This is a genomic window from Acuticoccus kalidii, from assembly GCF_021556395.1.
GTDB lineage: Bacteria > Pseudomonadota > Alphaproteobacteria > Rhizobiales > Amorphaceae > Acuticoccus > Acuticoccus kalidii.
In genome coordinates, this window is record NZ_JAKGCS010000006.1 from 232,497 (window position 1) to 252,905 (window position 20,409).

Genomic DNA, 20,409 nt, shown 5'->3' on the forward strand with positions numbered 1-20,409 from the left:
CCGACACGAGCGGTCACGGCCCGTCGGGTGGGAAGAGGACCGGGTTGAGGAAGGCGGCCAAGGCGGCGTTCGACTGGACGCGGACCGTTTCGTCCGAGCCGATCAGATAGCCGTCCCGGTTGGAGCAGAAGGCGAGGATCGCCGCCCGCATGGCCGGGTCGGTCATCATGAGCATGGTGCGCTCGTCGGACACGGTCCCGTCGCGGCCGACGCGGAAGCGACAATCGGCGATGTGCACCGGCGCGCGCCAGCTCCGCCCGGTCCCGTCCCAGCGATGGCGAGCGTCGAAGCGGGCGATCGTGACGGCCGAGCCGCCATTGCGCAGGTCCCCGGCGAGTGTTTCGCACGCTTCGGAATCCATGATCTCGTCCTGGTCGCCCCACAGCATCAGGATCGGCGCGCCGGTGGTGGTCGCGTCCTCGAAGCGGGCGATGCAGGGGCCGTAAAAGGCGACATGGGCGGCGAAGGCGTTGTCCGGCCGGTAGGTGTCGACGACCTGCCGGTAGGCGGCATAGATCGAGGACATCCCGCCATAGGAGAAGCCGATGAGGGCGACGCGGTCGGCGTCGATCTCGGGGCGGTCGGCGAGCCAATCGAGCGTCGCGAACGCGTCCGACAGCGCCATCGCCTCGGTCGTCTTCATGAGACGCTCGACGAACCCGCCGCCCTCGCGCGCGCCGAACACGTCGATCACGGCGGTGGCGATCCCCTGGGCGGCGAATTCGCGCGCATAGCGGCCCTCGCGCCGTTGGCTCACGCCGCCGGCGCCGTGGAGGAGGATGACGGCGGGCGCCGGGTTCTCCGCGCTCGCGCCGTCCGCCGGATAATACGTGACATTGGCGGCGATCGGCGCCGCGGCGCCGCCGACATCGGTGAGGGTGAAGGGGCTGGCGCTCGCGATATCGGGGCGCATCGGGGTGACGTCCGCCGACGGCCAGCGCCCGTCGGGGGCGAGCCCCGCGGCGCTCACGGTGGCCGTGGCGGCGAAAACGGCGAGGATGCTGAGCGCGGCGAGACGGCGTGGAGGCGTCGATCGGGTCATGCGGGGTTAAATTGGTCCCGGAGGCGCCCGATGAACGCGACCGATCGCTGCAGGCGGGCCGGGGCTCAGGGGCACTCGGAATAATCGACGAAGCGACGCTTGACCCAGGCCTCGGTCGAGCCGCCATCGAAGATGGTCACGGGACACCAGCGCGCGCCGACGGGCAGATTGGCCGGAACACAGACGCGCATCTCGGCGCGATAGACGTCGAAGAGGCTGTTCTCGACGCCCTCACCACGGGCGAGCCCCTCGGACAGGGCGATGATCGGCCCGTCATTCCAGTCGTACGTGGCGACGACTTCGGATTCGGAGGTCGGCCCGGCGCGGAATTGCAACGGATCGCTCGGCCCGACATTGACGCGATAGCAGCCGAAACCGCTCGTCGCCGCTGCGGGCGTGGCGCCGAGGAGCGTGGCGGTTAGGACAATCGTCATAGATGCGCGCATATCGGCTCGTCTCCACTTGCACCCTGCCCGGCGCGTTGCGATTGTCGCCGCCGCGGCAGAATGTGCCGCTCAGCTCGGGTCTCTGACGTTGCCAACATTTTATCTGCATATCGGTATGCCGAAAACCGGCACGACATCGATTCAGCGCTACTTTCATCTGAACCGTGATGCGACGCGTGCTGGCGGGATCGCCTATCCCAATATGCCCGGTGCAAATCAGAACGCGTTTTTGGAGGCACAATTCCGTCGTCCGCGGGGATTGTCGGACGAGCGCCTGATTCGTCGCGGTCAGGGCGGTTTCGTCGAACGGCGCGACGAAATGCGCGCCGCTTTCGTCTCCGAGATGAACGCCGCGGCGGACGAGGGGCTCGACGGGCTGCTCTCCGCCGAGACGGGCAGCGCCATGCAGCGGGCCGGGGTCGCCGAGCTTCACGAACTCATGTCGATGTTCGACAAGGTCGTCACGCTCGCATTCGTGCGGCCCCCGCGTTCCTGGAGAGGCAGCAAGTGCCAGCAGGGCCTGAAAGACGGCGGCACGATGGCGGACTTCCTGACGTCGGTGCCCGCCGCGCTCTATCGTGGCTCGATCGAGCCGCACGACAAGGTGAGCCCGAATGTTCGCCTCGCCGTCTTCCATCCCTCGCGCATGAAGGATGGCTGCGTCCTGCAGACGCTTTTGTCGATGATGGACGGTGAACGCCCCGCGTTCGCGAATGCGCGGGCCGGTCGCTCCAACGAATCGATGAGCATGACGGGGGCGAAGTTCTTCTCGATGATCAACGGCGCCCAGAAGGCGGGCGCGCTGCCGGCCGATCTGCCGGATGCGCTCCGCCGGGCACTCGGCGAGGGGCTGATGGGCGATTATCTGAAGGCGGTTTTCGCCGAGCCGCGCTTCATTCGCCCGCCGAACGCCATGATGCGCGTGCTGATTCCGATGCCGGGGCCGAAATTCCGGCTTCCGGTCGAGGTGGAGGCGGCGGCGATCAAAGCCGAAGGCGACGAGATCGCGTGGATCTGCGACCGTCTCGGAGAGGATTTGACCGCGTTTGACTCCGATACGGACACGCCGCTGCCCACGCTCGCTTCGTTCGACCGTTTCGACGACGAGGAGGTCGCCGCGATCGTCACCACCATCGAGACGATGAACGCGACGATCACCGACCCGATCGAAGCGCTTCTCGCGCGCGGGCGGAAGGGCAAGCGGCGCCGCGTCGAGCGCTATCTCAACGAAAACGGGATCGAAGCGCCTGCCGAAAACGACAGCAAGCCGAAAGCGAAAGCCCGGCCGGCCGGCCGGGATGCGGAGGCGCCGGCGCCTCAACCCGGCGACCGTGCCGCCTTCCGGGAAGCGCGCCGCGCACGAATGATGGAGCGCCGCGCCGCGGCGGTGGAAGCCAAACGGGCGGCCCGGCGCGGCGATAAGGCGGCCGAATAGGACCGGCCATCGGCCCGGCCGGATCGCGTCCGGTCCGCTTGTCGGCGGGCCGCTGTCTATCGTCGTGCGGATTGTGCCCTATATGGCGCAAGGGTGGATGAGGATCCGGGATGGACGATAGGAAGACCCTCGTGCTGACCGGAGCGAGCCGAGGCATCGGCCATGCGACGGTGAAGCGCTTTTCGGCCGACAATTGGCGGATCGTCACCTGTTCGCGCCATCCCTTCTCCGACAAGTGCCCGTGGCCTGCCGGTGAAGACGATCACATCCAGCTCGACCTCAACGATCCGGATGGGCTCGGCACCGCGATCGCCGAGATCCGCCAGCGTCTGACGCAGAATGGCGGCCGCCTCGATGCGCTCGTCAACAACGCCGCGATCAGCCCGAAAGGGGAGGGTGGGGCGCGGCTCAACTCGATCGAGACGCCGATGCAGCTCTGGCGCTCGGTGTTCCAGGTGAATTTCTTCGCCCCGATCATGCTGGGGCGCGGGCTCCTCAAGGAGCTGAAGGCGGCGAAGGGCTCGATCGTCAACGTCTCGTCGATCGCCGGGAGCCGGGTCCATCCCTTCGCGGGCACCGCCTATGCGACGTCGAAAGCGGCGCTCGCGGCGCTGACGCGGGAGATGGCGGCGGATTTCGGGCCGCTCGGCATCCGCGTCAACGCGATCGCGCCGGGGGAGATCGAAACGGCGATCCTGTCGCCGGGGACGGACGCGCTGATCGACGATATTCCGCTCGGCCGTCTCGGTTCGCCCGTGGAGGTCGCCGAGGCGATCTTTTTTCTCTGCTCGGGCGCGTCGAGCTACGTGAACGGCGCGGAAATCCACGTGAACGGCGGCCAGCACGTCTGACGTGCCGGCCGGCCGGCGATCAGGTCGCGAACTTGAAGTGGACGATGTCGCCGTCGACGATCCGGTATTCCTTGCCTTCGTCGCGGGCGCGGCCCGCATCTCTGGCACCGGTCTCGCCGCCGAGGGTGATGAAATCGTCATAGCCGATCGTCTGGGCGCGGATGAAGCCGCGCTCGAAGTCGGTGTGGATGACGCCGGCGGCCTGCGGGGCGTGCGTGCCGGCGCGGATCGTCCAGGCGCGCGTCTCTTTCGGGCCGGCGGTGAAGAACGTGATGAGATCGAGCAGCCCGTAGCCGGCGCGGATCAGCCGGTCGAGGCCCGGCTCTTCGAGGCCGAGGCTTTCGAGATAGTCCGTCTGCTCATCGGTCGGGAGCTGGGCGATTTCCGCCTCGATCGCCGCTGAGATCACCACCGACGGCGCGCCCCGCTCGGCCGCCATCTTGGCGGCCCGCTCGGAGATCGCATTGCCGGTGCCGGCCGACGCCTCGTCCACGTTGAGGACGTAGAGCATCGGCTTGCTGGTGAGGAGGTTCAGCATCTTGAAGGCCTTGCGGTCCTCCGGGGCGACCTCGAGCTCGCGCGCCGGGCGACCGTCACGCAGAAGCTCCAGCGCGCCGTCCATCAGCGCGAGTTCGGTCTTCGCGTCCTTGTCGCCCGATTGGGCGCGCTTGCGCAGGTTCGTCGACCGCCGCTCCAGGCTTTCGAGATCGGCGAGCATCAGCTCGGTCTCGACCGTCTCCGCGTCGGCGATCGGATCGACGACGTTCGCGACATGGGTCACGTCGTCATCCTCGAAGCAGCGCAGGACGTGGGCGATGGCGTCCACCTCGCGGATGTTGGCGAGGAACTGATTGCCGAGCCCTTCGCCCGCCGACGCGCCGCGCACAAGGCCGGCGATGTCGACGAAGGTGAGGCGCGTCGGGATGATCTCCGCCGATTTCGCGACCTCGGCGATCGCCGTCAGGCGCGGGTCGGGCACCGCGACGTCACCCGTGTTCGGCTCGATGGTGCAGAACGGGTAATTCGCGGCCTGCGCGGCGGCCGTCTTCGTGAGGGCGTTGAAGAGCGTGGACTTGCCCACGTTGGGCAAGCCGACGATCCCGCATTTGAATCCCATTGTTACTTCCGCAAAAGATGCGCCAAGGCGGAGAACGGACCTTGCGCCGGGCGCTGGTCGCTCTCGCGCTTGGCAAGAACCGAGACGGGGCGCTCGTCGGCCGAGGATCGTGCCGCGTCCGACGAGTCTCGGGGCGCGGACGGCTTGGCCGCCTGGTCCTTCGACAGCCGGACGTGAACGCGCGAGGAGAATGTCGAATCCTGACCGGTCGCGAGCAGCGTGGCCTCTTCGGCGATGGCGTCGAGCATCGGCTCCAGCCAGTCGAAGTCGGACTTGGCGAAGTCGTGCAGAACATAGTTCGGCACGAGCTCCTTGCGGCCGGGATGGCCGACGCCGATTCGCAGGCGCCGGAACCCGTCTCGCATGTGCGCGATGATCGATTTGAGGCCGTTATGACCGCCGGTGCCGCCGCCGGTCTTCATCCGGAACTTGGCGGGCGGCAGGTCGATCTCGTCGTGGATCACGACGATGTCCGACGGATCGACCTTGTAGAAACGAGCCGCTTCCGCGACGGCGCGGCCGGACTCGTTCATATAGGTCAACGGCTTCAGGAACATCACCCGCGTGCCGTGGATGTTGGCCTCGGAGACATCGCTCTGGAATTTGCGTCGCCAGGGACCGCCACGCCACCGTTCATGGATGCGGTCGACCGCCATGAAGCCGACATTGTGCCGGTTCATGGCGTACGTGCTTCCAGGATTTCCGAGGCCGACCATCAATTTCAACATGGCGCAGCCTCGTTCGCTATCCGGTTAGCTTTCGCTCGACTCGTCGCCGTCGCCGGACTCGCCTTCGGTCTCGGCGCCCTCACCGGCCTCGGCCTCGGCGTCTTCCTCGACCTCTTCCGGCTCTTCGGCGATCGGCGCGGTGATCGTCGCGACGGTGAACTCTTCCTCGTTCGCGAAGTGCACGTCGGAGGGGAGCTTGACCTGTGCGCTGGTGATCGTGGCACCGATCTCGAGGCCGCTGACGTCGATCTCGACCGAATCGGGGATCCGGGTCGCGGCGGCGTTCACGGACACCGTGTGCGAGACGAGATTGAGCACGCCGTCATTCTGCTTGATGCCGGGGCTGTCCTCTTCGCCGACGACATGGACCGGCACGTCGACCGTGACGCGCGAGCGCGCGGTGACGCGCAGGAAGTCCACGTGAACGAGGAAATCCTTCACCGGCTCGAGCTGATAGTCGCGGGCCAACGCCTGGATGGTTTCTCCCCCGACTTCGATGTTCCACAGGTTGGTCAGGAAGCCACCGCTATACAGCCGGAGTTCGGCTTGCTTGTGCGAAATGGCAATCGCAACGGGGGGTTGATTGTCGCCGTAGATCACGGCGGGAATAAGTCCTTCCCGCCTCAGTGCGCGCGCGGCCCCCTTGCCCGTCCGTTCGCGCACGGCGGCCTTCAGCTGAAAGGCGTCAGCCATCATGCATCTCCTAATTTGCAAACAACTGAAGCTGAGTCGCGAAATGCGCTCAGCTTCTGCGCTCAAAGGCGCGCCTCGCCTCCAGGGGTGCGAGGTGAACGGGGTATAGGCGAGCGATGGTACGAAGACAAGTGTGCGCGTTAGAGATATCGCGCGCCTTCGGTGCCGAAATCGAAGGCGATCACGTCCCCCGATCTTTCGCGCGATGCCGAACGATACATGGGAGACCCTATGTCTTGTCGCGCCGACCCCGCGGGATGCGCGCGGATGCGGTCAGGCGTTGACCACGCGGCGGGCGGCAAGGTCGATCGGCCGGTCGGGAATGGTGAGCTCGAACGAGGCACCGACCGGCGTGTCGAGGAGGGTGAGGGAACCGCCATGCGCGCGGACGAGTTCCGCCGCGATGGCGAGGCCGAGCCCGGTTCCGCCGCGCCGCCCGTTTCCCTTGAACGGCTGAAACAGCGTCATCCGCACCGCTTCGGGAACGCCGGGCCCCGTGTCGGACACGACGATGCGCACGACGGAGCCGGTGCGCTCCGCGGCGATCGCGAGGCGCCGGACGATGGCGGCATGCGGGTTGCTCTCCAGCGCCTCCATCGCATTGCGGCACAGGTTCATGAGGACGCGATAGAGCTGATCGGGGTCGGAATCGATCTCGAGCCCTTCCTCGACGAGGATGCGGAAATCGATCGTCGGATGCGTGTCGAGGCCGAGAATCTCGCCGACATCGGCCGCGAGCAGCTCGAGGTCGATCAGCCGACGTTGCGGCGGCGCTTCGCCGGCGCGGCCATATGCGAGGACGCCGCTGGTATAGCCGACTGCCCGGTCGAGCGCGCGCACGAGCTTCGGCACGAAGCGCTGCACCGTGGGATCGGGGATGACGGCGAGGCGGTCGGAAAAGAGCTGCGCCGAGGCGAGGAGATTGCGCAGATCATGGTTGATCTTCGAGACCGCCATGCCGAGTTCGGCGAGGCGGCGGCGCTGGATGATCGTATCGGTGAGCTGGTGCTGCATCGCCGCCAAGGACCGTTCGGCCTCGCCGATCTCGTCGGTCCGCCGGGATGGGGTGATGGTACGCCGCTCGTCCTCCGGGTCCTCCGCGAAGTCGACCATCGCGTGAGCGAGCCGCTTGACCGGACGGACGAAGAGCCAGCGCAGGCTCATATAGACGAGGCCCGCAGTGATCGCCGAGATCACGAGCGACAGGAACAGGATGTTGGTCGAATAGGCGATCATGTCGTGCCGCAGGAGCGTCTCGTCGAGGACGACGTCGACCTCCTCGGAGCGGCCGGCGGGCATCGCCGTGACGCGGATGATGCGCCCATTCGGCGCGAACAGGGTGTCGAACGCGGCGATGATCGACTGAAGGGGCGTCTGATGTCCGAGCTCGACATGCCGGTCGACCATGGTCGGCGGGGCAGCCATCGCGAGAAGCCGGCGGCGATTGCCCTCGCGGTGGGCGATCGCGATCGTGTCCGTCGCCTCGAGGAGGCGCATCTTGAGCTGTTCGGGCACATTCTTGGTGTTGGCGATGATCGCCGCGGCGACGGAGGCGTTACGGTGCGCGTCGGCCAGCCAGTTGTTGCGGAAATTCGCGATCGACGGAACGAAGATCAGAACTTCCGACAACATGACGAACAGAACCGTGAGCAGGAGCAGCTTGCTCCCCAGCCCTAGGCGCATACGCGGGCGCCACCGTTCGCCGTGGTGTTCCATTGCGGGCCATCATACCGCGTGTTGAAGACGGCGGTACACAGCGCGCAACACTGCCGCATTTGCCAAGTGACGCGTCCGGTTCCCATCTCGGCGCATCTTAGCGCATGCGATTTGAGGATTGAACAGACGGGATTCCGATTTTGCCCGCCCAATCAGAGACGCTTCAGCCACCGCAGCAATCGGCGGATCCAAAGCGCGTCGAGTTTGGCCGCGAAGTGGCCGACAGCGGCGCGTTTTCCGGCCTCGGCGAGCGTCGGATAAGGCGGCACATAACTCGCGAGGGTCGAGAGCTTCACCTTCGCGGCGAGCGCCAAGGCGTAGGTCGAGGCGATGTCGCCCGCGGTCGGAGCGACGATGGTGGCGCCGAGCAGCCGCCCGCGGCCGGAAATGACGAGTTTGACGAAGCCGTCGGTCGCGCCGTCGGTGCGGCCGCGGTCGGTCTCGCAGAGCGCGGCGGTCTGGGTCGTAGCGCTTGGATCGCGCGCCGCCGCCTCGGCCGCGGTGAGCCCGACCTGGGCGATCTCGGGCATGGTGTAAGTGACGCGCGGCATGGTGTCCGGTGCGTAGCGGACGGGCAGGCGAAACACGATCGAGCGCACCACGAGGCTGGCCTGATGGCCCGCGACATGGGTGAATTGAAGTCCGCCGGTCACGTCGCCGATCGCGTAGATGCGCCGGTTGGTGGTTCGCATCGCGTGATCGACGGTGATGCCGTGCGCATCATGAGCGACGCCGACGGCGTCGAGCGCCAGACCCTCGATATTGGGACGGCGGCCGGTCGCGACGAGGATCTCGTCGGCCTCGATGGTTCGCCCGTCCGAAAGCGTCAGGGTGCGCGTCCCGTCGCGGGCGCTGCAACGAAGGAGCCGCGTCTCCTCCATGATCTCGACGCCGCCCTCCTGAAGCGCCCGCCGCACGATGGCGACCGCCTCCGGGTCCTCCTTGCTGAGAAGATGACCCTCCTCGATGATCGTGACTCCGGCGCCGAGCGCGGCGAACGCCTGTCCGAGCTCCACGCCGACCGCCCCGCCACCGATGATCGCGAGCCGCGCGGGAAGCCGGGTGAGATCGAAGACGCTCTCGTTGGTGAGGGGCGCGCAGTCGGCGAGCCCCTCGATGGGCGGAATGAAGGGGCGCGAGCCGGTCGCGATGACGGTTCGGCGCGCGCGGACCGAGGCCGGGCCGGCGACGACGGTTCCGTCCGCCTCGAAATGCGCCCGTTCGCGCAGCACCGTCACGCCGAGGGATTCGAAGCGCTCCACCGAATCGTGCGGCGCGATCGAAGCCACCACGTCGACCACCCGGGTCTGGACCGCCGGAAAGTCGATCCGCGGCTCGGCGTAGACGCCGAAGCGCGCCCCGTCGCGCGCGGCGGCGGCGTGGCGAGCGGCCGCGATCAGCGATTTCGAGGGGACGCAGCCGGTGTTGAGGCAGTCGCCGCCCATCTTTCCGGCCTCGATCAGGACGACGGTCTGCTCGAGGCTCGCGCTTGCGGCGGCGACGGTCAGCCCCGCGGATCCGGCGCCGATGACGCAGATATCGGCCTTGATTTCGTTCATTGGGAAGCCTCGCCGACGCCTGCCGCCGGGTCGCGCCGCGCCCGGTATCGCCGCACGAATACCGGCACGAGGGCGAGCAGGGAAAGGGCTGCGAGGGCCGTCATGATCTGCCAGGTCCAGAGCGCGCCGATATCGATCGTGCACGTCTTGGCGGCGAGGCAGCCGGGATCGGCCTCCTCCTGGGCCTTGATCAACCCGCCGAGACCGCTGCCCAGAAAGGCGTAGACGAATGTTCCCGGCACGATCCCGAGAAGGGTCGCGAGGAGGAAGGTGCCGAGGCGCACATTGAAGAGCGCCGGCGCGACATTGATCAACCAGAAGGGAAAGACCGGAACGAGGCGCAGGAAGAGAAGATAGCTGAACGCATCCGCCTCGAAGCCTTCCGCGAGGCGTTGTGCGGCCGGTCCGGCCCGCGCCCGGAGCGCCTCGCCGATCGAGCTCTTCGCCGCGAGGAAGATGATGGCGCCCCCGAGGGTCGCCGACACGATGGTGAGGAGCGTCGCGACGAACGGTCCGAACAGGAAGCCGCCGATGATCGTGAGAAGGCTTGCCCCCGGAAAGGAAACCGCGACGGCGATCACATAGGCCGCGCAATAGATGAGGCACATCAGGACGAAGTTGGCGGCGACCGCGGCGAGCAGCCCCTCGCGCTTATAAATGACGTGCGTCAGCGAGACCTTGTCGTCGAGGCCGAGAGCGTAAAAGGCGGCCGTCGCGATCGCGAGCGCGACGAGCGGCCACAGGCGCCACCAGCGCCAGCGTTTGCGGTCCGCTCCCAACGTCGCTCGCGGCGGCAAGTCCTTGCCTGCTGACGTGTCGTCATCGATGGGGTTCAACGCCTCTGCCTTCCTGTCGCTACGGCAATCCAAGTGACGTTGGGGGAGGGTGCGACACAAGGGCGGGGGCGCTCACGTCACGTGAGCCCTTTTCAAGCCTGCGTGACGGAGCCGCGAATTGCAGATCGCCCACGCGCTTGCGTTGACAGCGCGGGGCGCCATTTCTATACCCCATGCGTCGAGGAACCCGCGGGGTCCTCTCTTTCCATTTTTTCTGTGTGTCCTGCGCTGCGGCGTGCGCTCGGCCACGGCGAGAGGCTGTCATGACGAAACGTACCTATCAACCCAGCAAGCTTGTTCGGAAGCGTCGTCACGGTTTCCGTGCGCGCATGGCCACCAAAGGCGGCCGCCGCGTCCTCAACGCGCGTCGCGCGAAGGGCCGCAAGTCGCTGTCCGCTTGATCCGATACGGATGAACCGGCTCAAGAAACGGGCCGCGTTCAAGGCCGTCGCCAAAGGCGTGCGCATCAATCGTGAGGCGTTCACGCTGCAGGCGCTACGGCGCAACGATACGAACGAGCTTCGCGGGGGCGACCCGCGAATTGGCTTCACTGTGACCAAGAAGGTCGGTAACGCCGTCGTGCGCAATCGCATCAAACGGCGTTTTCGCGCGCTCAGCGACACGATGCGCGATGAATTCTGCGATCAGACCGACTATGTGATCGTGGCGCGACGAGCGGCGCTCGACGCTCCGTTCACCGACCTCGGCGACGAGCTCGCCATGGCGATCGGCGCTGCGCGCGACAAAATCGAAAGACCCGCGGTTCAAAAGAGAGCGTAATGGGCGACAACCGTAACATGTTCATCGCGATCGGCCTGTCGCTGGCGGTGATCATCCTGTGGCAGTTCTTCTTCATTGAACCGCGGATGGAGGCCGAACGGGCCGTCCAGCGTCAGGAAACGATCGAAACGCAGCAGACCGACGCCGTGACGGGCAATGCCGGTTCGGTGGGCACCGGCTCGGGAGATATCCCGGCGGCGCCGCAAGCCGAGGGCACGGCCGGCGGCGCGCCGGCGACCGGCGCTCCCGCTGCGGGCACCCCGGCCGAGGTCGCGTCCATCCCCCGCCTTCCGATCGAGACGCCGAGCGTCGATGGTTCGATCAGTCTCGTCGGCGCACGCCTCGACGATCTGAAGCTCAAGAATTATCGCGTCACCGTCGATCCGGAGAGCGCGGAGATCACGCTGCTCTCGCCGATGGGGACCGTGAGCCCCTATTTCGTGGAAAGCGGCTGGGTTCCCGCCGACGGGTCGACCGTCGTGCCGAACTCCGAAACGCTGTGGACCGTCGAGACCGGCGAAACGCTGACCCCCGACACCCCCGTCACGCTGACCTGGGACAACGGCGCCGGCCTTCTCTTCCGCCGGACGATCGAGATCGACGAGAACTACATGTTCCGCGTCACCCAGCAGATCGTGAACCAGACGGAAGCGGCCGTCACGCTCTATCCCTACAGCCGGGTCCGCCGGCAGGGCCAGATCGAGACCTCGGGCTTCTTCATCCTGCACGAGGGCATGATCGGTATCGCCGGCGATGCGGGCCTCGAGCAGACCTCTTATGGCGACCTCGCCGACGAGGGCGTCATCAACCTGCCGCACTCCAACAGCGGCTGGGTCGGCATCACCGACAAATATTGGGCGACGTCGGTCATCCCCGAGGCGGGCACCCCGTTCCAGCCGCGCTTCCTCTATGCGGGCAGCGGCAACGTCCCCGCCTATCAGGCCGACTATCTCGCCGACGCGGTCGAGGTCGCCCCGGGGGCGACCGCCGAGGCCGTCGGCCTCGTGTTCGCCGGCGCCAAGCAGGCCAACCTCATTCGCGCCTATGAGGAGGCCGACAACATCGACCGCTTCAATCTGCTGATCGATTGGGGCTGGTTCTACTTCATCACGAAGCCGATGTTTTTCCTGATCGACTGGATCTACAGCCATGTCGGGAACTTTGGCGTCGCCATCCTGATCACGACGGTTCTGATCAAGCTGCTCTTCTTCCCGCTGGCCCAGCGCGCCTACACGTCGATGGCGAAGATGAAGGCGCTGCAGCCGAAAATCATGCAGATGCGGGAGCGTTACAAAGACGACCGCATGAAGCAGCAGCAAGAGATGATGGAGCTGTACAAGAAGGAAAAGGTGAACCCGCTCGCCGGGTGTATCCCGATCCTTATTCAGATCCCGGTCTTCTTCTCGCTCTACAAGACCATCTTTATCTCGATCGACATGCGCCATGCGCCGTTCTTCGGCTGGATCCAGGATCTTTCGGCGCCCGATCCGACGTCGATCTTCAACCTGTTCGGTCTCATCCCGTACGATCCGGCCAGCGTGCCCATGATCGGCGCCTTCCTCATGGTCGGTGTGTGGCCGCTCATCATGGGCATCACGATGTGGGTGCAGATGAAGATGAATCCGGCGCCGCCGGATCCGACGCAGGCGATGATCTTCAACTGGATGCCGTTGTTCTTCACCTTCCTGCTCGCCTCGTTCCCGGCCGGCCTCGTGATCTACTGGGCGTGGAACAACCTTCTGTCGGTGACGCAGCAATACGTCATCATGCGCCGCCAGGGTGTGAAGGTCGAATTGTGGGACAACGTCACCGGCATCTTCCGCAGGTCGAAACAGAAGGGCGCGACCTGACGAGAACACGCGCCTCCGCCCTCGCGGCGGAGGCGACATCACCGGTCGCGCCCCCGCCACCGGTCGGGTCCGGGCCGCCGGCGAAAGTCCGGCCCTAGCGAGAGTCGACCCGCCAGGCGCGGCTGAGCGCCGCCCGGCCGGCTTTGACCGAGTTGCCCAGCTCCCAGCCTCGTCGGACCAGTCCCGATTGGCCGAACGTCCGCCATCCAGCGGCGAACTGGCGCGACGGTAAGCGGGCCGACTTGCGCAGCGCGCCGCGCGCCTGACCCCCACCCGGCCGATCTGACTTCGGCAACCCGTGTCGGTCGGACCCGGCCGCGACTGACTTTGCTTCCACGGCCCGCACACGGTGCGTGAAAACGAGGGCGGAGCGAGTCGCCGACGTGGCTCGAACGGGTCCACGTTGGACGCTGAACGCGCACCGGTCGGACGCCGCGCGCCGGCCATTGCGCGCTCCCGCAAAGCGTTGAACGCGAATCGTGCGCCGGAGCGTTCGCCGCCCGTTCGAAGGCGGGATCGACCCGAGAGAAGGGAGCCGCCGGCTTTGTCTCGCTCGATCATTTCCGATACAGCGAAGGCTGTTTTAAACTGGGGCCGACACCACGTGAGGGAGCCCCGATCCCGGCAACGCTCGCCGGCATGACAGGCGAGGCCGCAATCGCGGCGATCTTGGCGCGCGCCACCCGCATGACCGCCGGTAAGGACATGACCGAAATGCCATCGACGCCCCGGCCAGACGGTGCCCCCACTCCCGCCGCGGAGAACAGCGATCGCGACAGCGCCGTCGACGAGACGAACGACGTCGGCGAGGCGACGGACACCGCCAGCGAAGGACGCCCGGCCGACGCCATAGCCGGCGCCGATTTCGCCGACGCGCCTGAGCCGACGCCCGAGAACGCCGCCCATGCGGCGTCTCTCGAGGCCGGCCGGCTGATGTTCGCGGGGCCCTGGGACTTCCAGCGCGCGTGCCATGCCATCGACCAACTCCCGGCGTCCGGGCCCATGGAGGTCGCGTTCGCTGGCCGCTCCAATGTGGGCAAGTCGACACTTCTCAACGCGCTCACCGGGCGCAAACAGCTCGCGCGGTCGTCCAACACGCCGGGCCGCACCCGCGCCCTCAACCTGTTCGGGCGGACCGACGGGATCGGCCCGGTGATCGTCGACATGCCGGGCTATGGCTACGCCAAGGCGCCAAAAACCGAAGTCGCGGCCTGGACGAAGCTCGTGTTCGACTACCTGCGCGGCCGCCCGAATCTGCGCCGGGTCTATCTGCTGATCGATGCTCGCCATGGTCCTAAGCCGGTCGACATCGAAGCAATGTCGGTGATGGACGAGGCGGCCATCAGCTACCAGGCGGTCCTCACGAAGGCGGACAAAGGCGGTTCGCAGCGTCGCGACGTGATCCGCAAGACCGAGGAGGCGCTCCGCCGCCGTGCCGCCGCGCATCCGGAAATTATCGTCACCTCGTCCAACAAGAGTGACGGGATCGCCGAATTGCGGGCCGCGATCGCCGACCTCGAGACGAATTAGCGCATCGCGGCTCTCCCGCTCTGTCCGGTCGAGGCGTTTCGATGGTGTGACCTGAAGGCAACGGGTCAGCCTTCCTTGCGCGGAGATGTTGTGCTCTCCGACCGCGTCGTCCAATAACGGAGTGTCGCGCGTAGAGTGAGGGACGCAGCAGCCATGTTGAGCCGTATCGTCTCGGCGATCGTATTCGTCTTTGTCGCCGTGAACGGAGCTTCCGCCGCGGATCTTGGGGCCGAACCGGTCTCCGCTCCGCCGGAAAAGCGCTGCAATACGTTCACCAATCTTTGGATCTTCGGCGACCCCACCAACTGCGACGGTGATCAACTCGCCCCCGCATGCGACGCCGAGTCCGTCGTCAGCGCGGCGGTGCGCTTCGCGAATCGCGCGGAGGACGTCTACCGCCTCCCGCGTGTCACCGAATTCGTGCCCCAAGGCGAAGTTCCGCAGACGGTCTACAACCCGAGCCCGCTGGTCCGTCGCTATTGCATGGCGTCCGCAACGCTCGACACCGGGGCCCGGACGACGGCCTACTACTTCCTCGAAGAGGACGCCGGCTTCGTCGGTTTCGGGTGGAAGGTCTATGTCTGCCTGGACGGCTATGATTCCTGGCGCGTCTATGACGGTCGCTGCCGTGTCGCTCGGCCCGCGACGGCGAACTGAAGCCGCGCACCGCACAACCGGTCCGCTACGAGGCGCGTGGTCGAACCATGCGCCTTTTTCGTTTGCCGCTCGGTCCATCTCGAAAGACTGAGCCGCCGATTTCGGCGTGCTGCCGGCCCTGTTGCAACGAGGCTGCTCGTCGCCGAGGGCCTCCGCGATCGCCAGCCTCCGACGCGCCTCGCCTGTCGGTGTTCTGTCCGGTTCGAGCCATCCGTGCGGGCGCCCATGGCTTGAGCGGTCGAGCCGCATCGTCCTCAATGACGTCATATGCGCGGCAGAGTTTCCCGTCGCGACAGTCGGCCGAGACGGGATCCGCCTCTCCGGATCGCCGGATGCGACGGCCATCGCCGCTGATCTCCATCGGCCTTCAGGCGGTGGCAAGGGGGCCGAGAACCGTCCTCCTTGCGGCGGTATGGCGGTGAAACGTAACGTGTCCGGGGGCTCAATTCGGAGCGCCCGGTGGTCCGCCGACGCGCTGAGAGGTGAGGCAGGATGACGTCCCGATCGACACCCACCCTTCGGGCCAGGAATTCTCAAAACATTTCTGCGGGGCGGCAGGCGACCGGCAGGATGATGCTCGCCGTGGCGCTTTGCATCATGGCTGCGGCCGGCATGGATCGCTCGGCTTGGGGGCAATCGTCTCGGCCGGATGTCGACTATTATGTGTTGGCTCTCTCCTGGTCGCCGAGCTTTTGCGAGACGCATCAAGGCGGTGGCGAACGGCTTCAATGTGGTGGCGACGCCGACTTCCACTTCGTCGTTCACGGTCTGTGGCCGTCGAACGATGCCCGCCGATTGCAATATTGCGAGTCGAACCACGCGAATCCGACGCGCCGCGAGGTCGACGCCATGCTCGACATCATGCCGAGCGCAAGCCTCGTCCGGTATCAGTGGCGCAAGCATGGCCGCTGTTCCGGTCGGTCGCCGCGGCGTTATTTTCAGTTCGTCCGCCAGGCTTTCGAGCGGATAACCATCCCGCCCGGCCTTACCTCGATGGAGCGCGGGCTGGATGCGAGGCCGTCGGTCGTGCGCGAGGCGTTTCGGCGGGCCAATCCGGGTCTCGACGAGGACGACATCTATCTGAGATGTACCGGGGGGCAGCTCACGGAGGTTCGCATTTGCCTCGATGCGGATCTCGATTTCCGATCCTGCTCGGATGTGGGGCGAAACCGCTGCCGTGCACGCCTGATCGACATCCCCGCGCCACGCTGAAGCGCGCTCGGACCGATAAAGGTGCGATCGGCGATGCGGATCCTGAAGCGTCGGATGGGCCGCCTTGGACGCAAAGATCCTTCCGATCCGGGCGAGTGGTGTTCCGAGATCCGCGCGTTTCAGTCCGCGCCGACCACATCCGTGCGCGCATCGCGCAGCACCCGCGACGGTGCGAGGCGGCCCTGCGACGAAGTGGCCGGCGGTATTCAGACCATGAGGAGAGGCGGCGGCGACGAGGCGTTGGGCGAGAGCCGGCGGCGATCGGACGGCCGCCGGCAAGATCCCGAGTGAAGCTGCCACATTCCGCGAAAACGATAGAAGATCGAGGCTTGCCGAAAGGGCGGGGGTCGGCGCGATACGGTCATCGAGCGGGCCGTATCTGGCGTGAGTTGCCGGCAAATCGCGCCGTAACGCCGACGCGTGGCGCGCGCGACGGTCACCGCCATTTGATCGAACGGAACCGGCGCCACCATTGTGCTGTTCACGACAGTCGCGCGACACGCTTCGACGGCCCGCCGCGACCTTTCGAGCGCCGTTCCGTGCCCTTCGCGTGCGGCCCGCGCCAACGCTTCGCATTGTGATGTGGGTCAAGGCGCCGGCACAATGGCGGCGAATTTGGTGCCAGTGGGCGAAACAGAGCGTGAGTAGGCTATGGATGAGCTGCCAATGATCGACGTGCGCGACGTACATGTCAGCCTCGGACGGGGGGCGGCCGCTGTTTCCGTTCTGCGTGGGGTCGATCTCGCCATCCCGGCGGGGCGCTCGATCGGGATCATCGGGCCGTCGGGCTCGGGCAAATCCACTCTTCTCATGCTGCTGGCGGGGTTGGAGCGCCCCGATCGTGGGCGGATCTCGATCGCCGGCCGCGATATCGCGGCGATGAGCGAGGACGACCTTGCCACCTTCAGGGGGCGCGAGATCGGCATCGTCTTCCAGTCCTTTCATCTGATCCCGACCATGACGGCGCTCGAGAATGCTTCGGTCCCGCTGGAGCTCGCGGGTGCCATTGATGCCCATGACCGCGCGCGCGAGGAACTCGCCGCGGTGGGGCTTGGGGAGCGCGTGCATCATTATCCTTCCGAGCTTTCGGGCGGCGAGCAGCAGCGCGTGGCGATCGCGCGCGCACTCGTGTCGCGGCCGCCGCTGCTCCTTGCGGACGAGCCGACCGGTAATCTCGACGAGGCGACCGGTCGCGAAATCATCGATCTGATGTTCGAGGCCCACAAAGCGCGCGGCCAGACGCTTGTTCTCGTGACACACGACCGGCAGCTCGCGGCGCGGTGCGATGAGGTGGTGCGCGTCCGCGATGGCCGCATTGCGACGCCCACCCTCGCGGAAGCCACTCTGTGAGTGGCGCGAATCTCGCCGATCACGCGGCGACGAGACGACCCAAGCCGGTGTCTCTCCCTCTCGCGCTGCGGTTCGCGCTGCGAGAGATGCGTGGGGGTTTGCGCGGCTTTTATATCTTCATCGCGTGTATCGCGCTCGGAACAGGGACGATCGCGGCCGTCAACTCGCTCGCGTCCGGCCTGTCTGAAGGCATTCGCGCCGAAGGGCAGTCTCTCTTGGGTGGTGACGTCGCGTTCTCGCTGATCCATCGCCAGGCGACGCCCGAGGAGCGCGACTTTCTGGAGCGACAGGGACGTGTCTCGTCGATCGCGACCTTGCGGGCCATGGCGCGGCCGGAGACGGGGCGTCAAAGCCTCGTCGAGCTGAAGGGGGTCGACGGCGCCTATCCGCTTTACGGCGATCTCGTGCTGAGGTCCGGCGGAACGCTCGACCGGGCGTTCGCGTCCACCACGGATGCGGTTCCCGCCGTCGTGGACGAGAGCTTGATGACGACATCGGCGCTTTCGGTCGGGGACAGGTTCGGGCTCGGGCGGCTGACGGTCGAGATCGTGGATGTGATCGAGCGTGAGCCCGATCGGTTGTCCGGCGGCATCGCATTCGGGCCGCGGGTGATGATCCCGGTGGGGGCGCTCGCCGATTCCGGCCTCGTCGCGACCGGAAGCCTCGTGCGGTGGCGCTATGCGATCGTCGGGGCCGACGGTCCGCTCGACGATGCGGCGATCGAATCGATCCTCGCGGCGGCGAAGAGCGATTTCCCGTCCGCCGGGTGGCGAATCGAAACGCGGACCGAAGCGGCGCCGGGCTTGCGCCGGTCGATCGATCGGTTCGCGCAGTTCCTGACACTCGTCGGATTGACCTCGCTCGCCGTGGGCGGGGTCGGCGTCGCGAACGCGGTGCAGGCCTTTCTCGCCCGTAAGCGTTCGACCATCGCGACGTTGCGTTCGCTCGGTGCGAGCGCTCGTTTCATCGTTTGGCTCTATCTCTGTCAGATTTTGCTTCTCGCGATGATCGGGATCGCGATCGGGCTCGTTCTGGGCGCCGTCGCACCGCCGATCGCGGGGTCTCTGCTCGTTGGGATCCTGCCTGTTTCCGCGCTGTTTTCCGTGTTCCCCGGCGCGTTGATGCTGGCGGCTCTCTATGGTGCGTTGACCGCGCTCGCCTTCGCGCTCTGGCCTCTTTCGCGAGCCTATGGCGTTCGGCCGATCGCCTTGTTCCGCGACGACACGGCGGAGGCGGCGACGGCGGGGCGGCGGGGCTTCGTGCTCGCGACCGCCATCGTCGGAGCGCTCCTCGCGGGATCCGCCGTCGCCGGCGCCTATGATCGTCAGCTCGCGCTCGTCTACATTGTCGGTGCAGGGATGATCTTTGCGCTCCTGCGCGGCACGGCGGTTCTCGTCACGATTCTGGCGCGTCGCGCGCCGCGGAGTCGTTCGGTGATCGTGAGAATGGCGCTTGCCAATATCCATCGCCGGGGCGCGTTGACGCCTACTGTAACGCTTGCTCTCGGCCTCAGCCTCACGCTTTTGGTGACGCTGTCGCTGCTCGACGGCAACTTGCGGGAGACATTAACGTCGCGCTTGCCCGAGAGAGCGCCGAGTTTCTTCTTTCTCGATATCCAGAACAGTGAAATCGCATCGTTCACGGCGTTGCTGGATGAGGTCGCGCCCGATGCGCGGACCGAGACGCAGCCGATGCTGCGCGGGCGGATCGTCTCCATCAACGGAGTGGCGGCGGCGGACTGGCCCGAGGGAGAGGCATCTTGGGTGCTGCGCGGCGATCGCGGCATCACTTACGCGGCCGAGCCGCCGCAGGACAGCATGATCGTTGAGGGGGCTTGGTGGCCTCGTGAGGGTGCTTCGGGCAACGAAGTGTCCTTTGCGGCCGATCTTGCCGAAGAGCTCGGCGTGACGGTGGGCGACGTCATTCGCGTCAACGTCCTGGGGCGTGAGATGGATGCGACCATCAGCAACCTGCGGACAGTCGAATGGGAGTCGCTCTCCATCAATTTCGTCATGGTCTTCTCGCCGAACATGTTCGCCGGCGCTCCGCACGCGCATCTCGCGACGCTGACATTCGGCGATGGTGGCGAGGACGCGAATGAACTCCGGGTGCTGAAGGCGGTTTCGGACGCCTTTCCGACGGTGACGAGCATCAGGGTCAAAGACGCGCTCGAGTCGGTGAACCGCATCGTATCCGATCTCGCGCTTGCCATTCGTGCGGCGGCCGCGGTGACGTTGGTGTCGTCGATCCTGGTGCTGGCGGGGACGTTGGCGGCCACGCATCGCAGCCGGATCTATGACGCCGTGATCATGAAGACGTTGGGCGCGCGGCGCTGGACGCTCCTTGCGACCTATGGGCTCGAATACGCCCTTCTCGGCGTCGGGGCGGCGATTTTCGGGATCGCCGCGGGCACGTTGGCCGCCTGGTTCATCGCGGTCGATTTGATGGAGCTGGAGTTCGTCTTCTTGCCGATGAGCGCGGTGCTCGCCGTGACCGTCGCCATCATCGTGACGGTGGGGCTCGGCCTCGTCGGCACGTGGCGGGCGCTCGGGGAGAAGCCGGCGCCGGTGCTTCGCGACCTTTGAGAGGAGGGCGCTGAGGGCGCGC

At 66.5% G+C, this 20,409-nt stretch carries 18 protein-coding genes; 10 read left to right on the top strand and 8 right to left on the bottom strand.

The features are described 5' to 3' along the window. Positions 1–13 precede the first annotated feature (13 nt). Both L1787_RS02405 and L1787_RS02410 read right to left on the bottom strand, forming a co-directional pair. Positions 14–1,042, bottom strand: coding sequence for a dienelactone hydrolase family protein (locus L1787_RS02405; protein WP_235706885.1), 1,029 nt, complete (start codon positions 1,040–1,042; stop codon positions 14–16). 65 nt (positions 1,043–1,107) lie between these two features. Next, positions 1,108–1,476 (bottom strand): hypothetical protein, encoded by a 369-nt coding sequence (locus L1787_RS02410; RefSeq protein ID WP_235706886.1) that lies wholly within the window; start codon positions 1,474–1,476, stop codon positions 1,108–1,110. A 331-nt stretch (positions 1,477–1,807) separates the two neighbouring features. On the opposite strand from L1787_RS02410, the gene L1787_RS02415 reads away from it, so the two are divergent. Together L1787_RS02415 and L1787_RS02420 are read left to right on the top strand one after the other, a co-directional pair. Continuing rightward, the gene (locus L1787_RS02415) at positions 1,808–2,923 is read left to right on the top strand and encodes a hypothetical protein (protein WP_235706887.1); all 1,116 of its coding nucleotides are present in this window, start codon (positions 1,808–1,810) and stop codon (positions 2,921–2,923) included. Positions 2,924–3,033: 110 nt separating this feature from the next. Next, a complete protein-coding gene (locus tag L1787_RS02420) occupies positions 3,034–3,774 on the top strand; it encodes an SDR family NAD(P)-dependent oxidoreductase (RefSeq protein WP_235706888.1) in 741 nt (246 codons plus the stop codon). A 19-nt stretch (positions 3,775–3,793) separates the two neighbouring features. Here the strand turns inward: L1787_RS02420 and ychF are convergent, their stop codons facing one another. From ychF to L1787_RS02450, 6 genes are all read right to left on the bottom strand, one after another. Beyond that, complete coding sequence (gene ychF / locus L1787_RS02425; protein WP_235706889.1) at positions 3,794–4,891, bottom strand: redox-regulated ATPase YchF; 1,098 nt, start codon at positions 4,889–4,891, stop codon at positions 3,794–3,796. A gap of 2 nt (positions 4,892–4,893) precedes the next feature. Continuing rightward, the gene (pth, locus tag L1787_RS02430; protein WP_369415044.1) at positions 4,894–5,619 is read right to left on the bottom strand and encodes an aminoacyl-tRNA hydrolase; all 726 of its coding nucleotides are present in this window, start codon (positions 5,617–5,619) and stop codon (positions 4,894–4,896) included. A 24-nt stretch (positions 5,620–5,643) separates the two neighbouring features. Beyond that, complete coding sequence (locus L1787_RS02435; protein WP_235706890.1) at positions 5,644–6,378, bottom strand: 50S ribosomal protein L25/general stress protein Ctc; 735 nt, start codon at positions 6,376–6,378, stop codon at positions 5,644–5,646. A 207-nt stretch (positions 6,379–6,585) separates the two neighbouring features. After that, positions 6,586–7,995, bottom strand: a complete 1,410-nt coding sequence (locus L1787_RS02440) for a sensor histidine kinase (RefSeq protein ID WP_235706891.1) — start codon at positions 7,993–7,995, stop codon at positions 6,586–6,588. 185 nt (positions 7,996–8,180) lie between these two features. Next, positions 8,181–9,587, bottom strand: coding sequence for a dihydrolipoyl dehydrogenase family protein (locus L1787_RS02445; RefSeq protein ID WP_235706892.1), 1,407 nt, complete (start codon positions 9,585–9,587; stop codon positions 8,181–8,183). Continuing rightward, positions 9,584–10,423, bottom strand: a complete 840-nt coding sequence (locus tag L1787_RS02450; RefSeq protein WP_235706893.1) for a TVP38/TMEM64 family protein — start codon at positions 10,421–10,423, stop codon at positions 9,584–9,586. Before L1787_RS02450 ends, L1787_RS02445 begins: the two co-directional genes overlap by 4 nt. 263 nt (positions 10,424–10,686) lie before the next feature. On the opposite strand from L1787_RS02450, the gene rpmH reads away from it, so the two are divergent. From rpmH to L1787_RS02490, 8 genes are all read left to right on the top strand, one after another. After that, complete coding sequence (gene rpmH, locus L1787_RS02455; protein WP_235706894.1) at positions 10,687–10,824, top strand: 50S ribosomal protein L34; 138 nt, start codon at positions 10,687–10,689, stop codon at positions 10,822–10,824. Between the two features lie 10 nt (positions 10,825–10,834). Continuing rightward, a complete protein-coding gene (gene rnpA, locus L1787_RS02460) occupies positions 10,835–11,203 on the top strand; it encodes a ribonuclease P protein component (RefSeq protein ID WP_235706895.1) in 369 nt (122 codons plus the stop codon). Next, positions 11,203–13,053 carry a membrane protein insertase YidC gene (yidC, locus tag L1787_RS02465; protein ID WP_235706896.1) on the top strand — a complete coding sequence of 617 codons (1,851 nt, stop codon included), beginning with the start codon at positions 11,203–11,205 and terminating at the stop codon, positions 13,051–13,053. The genes rnpA and yidC overlap by 1 nt, the downstream gene beginning before the upstream one ends. Before the next feature lie 639 nt (positions 13,054–13,692). Then, positions 13,693–14,583, top strand: coding sequence for a ribosome biogenesis GTP-binding protein YihA/YsxC (yihA, locus tag L1787_RS02470; RefSeq protein WP_369415045.1), 891 nt, complete (start codon positions 13,693–13,695; stop codon positions 14,581–14,583). Positions 14,584–14,736: 153 nt separating this feature from the next. Beyond that, a complete protein-coding gene (locus L1787_RS02475; protein ID WP_235706897.1) occupies positions 14,737–15,240 on the top strand; it encodes a hypothetical protein in 504 nt (167 codons plus the stop codon). Between the two features lie 612 nt (positions 15,241–15,852). Further along, positions 15,853–16,452: a ribonuclease T2 family protein gene (locus L1787_RS02480; RefSeq protein WP_235707154.1), complete on the top strand. Its 600-nt coding sequence runs from the start codon at positions 15,853–15,855 to the stop codon at positions 16,450–16,452. A gap of 666 nt (positions 16,453–17,118) precedes the next feature. Continuing rightward, positions 17,119–17,802 (top strand): ABC transporter ATP-binding protein, encoded by a 684-nt coding sequence (locus tag L1787_RS02485; protein ID WP_369415046.1) that lies wholly within the window; start codon positions 17,119–17,121, stop codon positions 17,800–17,802. Positions 17,803–17,888: 86 nt separating this feature from the next. Then, positions 17,889–20,387, top strand: coding sequence for an ABC transporter permease (locus tag L1787_RS02490; protein WP_235707155.1), 2,499 nt, complete (start codon positions 17,889–17,891; stop codon positions 20,385–20,387). The last annotated feature ends 22 nt before the right edge of the window (positions 20,388–20,409 follow it).